The organism is Variovorax sp. P4_D9 (assembly GCF_056401695.1).
This window is the reverse complement of the sequence record NZ_JBFUIU010001175.1, coordinates 1-2,164: the sequence shown is the minus strand read 5'-3', so window position 1 is coordinate 2,164 and position 2,164 is coordinate 1. Positions and strand designations below refer to the sequence as shown.

General features: G+C 59.6%; 2 protein-coding genes. One reads left to right on the top strand and one right to left on the bottom strand.

Annotation, left to right across the window (positions count from 1 at the left end):
• The coding region (locus AC1DY5_RS52560) for an MFS transporter (protein ID WP_478122172.1) at positions 1-933 on the bottom strand (933 nt) is incomplete at its 3' end.
• A 205-nt stretch (positions 934-1,138) separates the two neighbouring features.
• Here AC1DY5_RS52560 and AC1DY5_RS52555 point away from each other — a divergent pair.
• Positions 1,139-2,155 carry a LacI family DNA-binding transcriptional regulator gene (locus AC1DY5_RS52555; RefSeq protein WP_478122171.1) on the top strand — a complete coding sequence of 339 codons (1,017 nt, stop codon included), beginning with the start codon at positions 1,139-1,141 and terminating at the stop codon, positions 2,153-2,155.
• The last annotated feature ends 9 nt before the right edge of the window (positions 2,156-2,164 follow it).

Genomic DNA, 2,164 nt, shown 5'->3' with positions numbered 1-2,164 from the left:
GCAGCGGCCAGTCAGGTTCATCGCCACGATCGCGCAACCAAAGGGAATCGCGCTGAAGAGCCCGATGTTGAGGTTGCCGGTGACGCCAGTGGCTTTGATCAGCGTCGGCATCCAGAAAGTCAGCCCGTACTGGCCCATCACGAAGCAGAAGTAGATCAGGCACATCAGCCAGACGCGCCGGTCGCCGAAGATCGCGCCGATGGAATGCTTGCTTTCAGTGCCCTTCTGGTCAGCGGCGATCTCGCGCTCTAGCAGTTGCTTCTCGCGCTCGTCGAGCCACTTCGCTTTGCGAATACCGTTGTCAAGGCAGGCCAGAACGACCAGTCCCATCACCAACGCAGGCAGGGCCTCGATGATGAACATCCACTGCCAGCCGTGGAAGCCGCTGGCGCCCTGAAAGAGATCCATGATCCAGCCCGACAGCGGGTTGCCGAAGATGCCCGCCACGGGAATCGCGGACATGAACAGCGCAATGATCTTTGCGCGGCGCTGGGCGGGGTACCAGTACGTCAGGTAGAGGATCACGCCGGGGTAGAAACCCGCTTCGGCGATTCCAAGCAGAAAGCGCATCACGTAGAAAGTGGCTGGCGTCTGCACCCACGCGAAGGCGGCCGACATCAACCCCCAGGTGATCATGATTCGGGCGATCCAGACCCGCGCGCCCATGCGGTGCAGAAGGATGTTGCTCGGCACTTCGAACAAGAAGTAGCCAATGAAGAACAGCCCCGCGCCCAGACCGAAGACGGTTTCGCTGAAGCCCAGGTCTTGCGACATCTGCAGCTTTGCGAAGCCCACATTGACGCGATCGAGGTACGCAACCACGTAGCAGAGCATCAGTAACGGAACGATGCGCCAAAACACCTTTGCGTAGGTTCGGTCGATCTCGGCGACGAGAGCAGCCTCCTCACCGGAGGCTGCGGTCAATGTGGTCATAAGGTCTCCTTGTTGCGTTGTGTCCCACCGAATTGTTTGCGCAACCACACCGATTGTTTGCGCAAACATATCGATTTTGTTTCAATGTTTGCGCAAACAAATAGGTATAAACCCCGAAATTCAACCAGGATCCTCTGGCGCTGGACGTGAGTGGTTCGAAGCGGCCGCTATGCTTTGCGTAGAGCGAAAAGCAACCAGGCGAACAATGAAAGAGCAATCCGAATCGACAACCTCCATCACCCTGGAGGATGTGGCACGCCTGGCCGGCGTCAGCGGCATGACGGTGTCTCGCGTGCTGCAAGACCACGTCAACGTCTCCGAACAAACCCGAGCAAAGGTCCAAGCCGCAGTGACCGCCCTCGGCTACGTGCCCAATCGCTTGGCTGGCGCACTCACCACGGCAAAAACGCGGTTGATTGCAGTGATCGTCCCGTCACTCAGCAACATCGTTTTTCCAGAGGTACTTCGAGGCGCCAACGAGCGCCTCGAAGCCGCTGGCTACCAGGCTGTCATCGGTGTTTCGGACTACGACCTCGAGAAGGAAGAACTGATCATTGCCGCGATGCAGGCGTGGCGTCCGTCAGGCTGGATTCTTGCCGGCCTCGAACACACGCCCCGTGCCCTACAGATATTGCGCGAGGTTCGCAGTCCGGTTGTTGAAGTGATGGACACCGACGGAGAGCCGATTGACATGGCGGTTGGGTTCTCGAATACGCAAGCAGGCCGCGATATGGGCCAGTTTCTTGCCGACATGGGGCGCCGCCGGATCGGCTATGTGGGCGGCGATCTGAGTCGCGACCTGCGCGCCGCCAAGCGGCAAAAGGGCTTTGAACAAGCACTGGCAGAAAACGGCCTGGAGCTGAAGGCCCGCTTCACCGCCCAGCAGCCCTCATCGCTGCTGCTTGGTCGGTCCGGATTGGCGCAACTGATCGATGGTCACCCGGACTTGGATGCCGTCTACTTCTCGAACGACGACATGGCTGTCGGTGGGCTGATGCATTGTCTGGTCGCAGGCATTGAGGTGCCCGGGCGCCTGGCGCTCGCAGGATTCAACGGACTGGAAATAGGCGAAGCCGTGCCACTTCGACTGACGACCACCAGGTCACCACGGCATAGCATTGGGCAACTCGCAGCCGAACACATCCTCGCCAGGTTGGCGGGGAAAGTTCCACCACTTAGGCTGGATTTGGGGTGTGAGTTCATCGCCGGCCAGACGACATAGTGTCGGGCC

Coding starts and splice junctions, on each gene's coding strand:
- AC1DY5_RS52555 (WP_478122171.1), top strand. CDS start 1,139: ATGAAAGAGCAATCCGAATCGACAACCTCCATCACCCTGGAGGATGTG.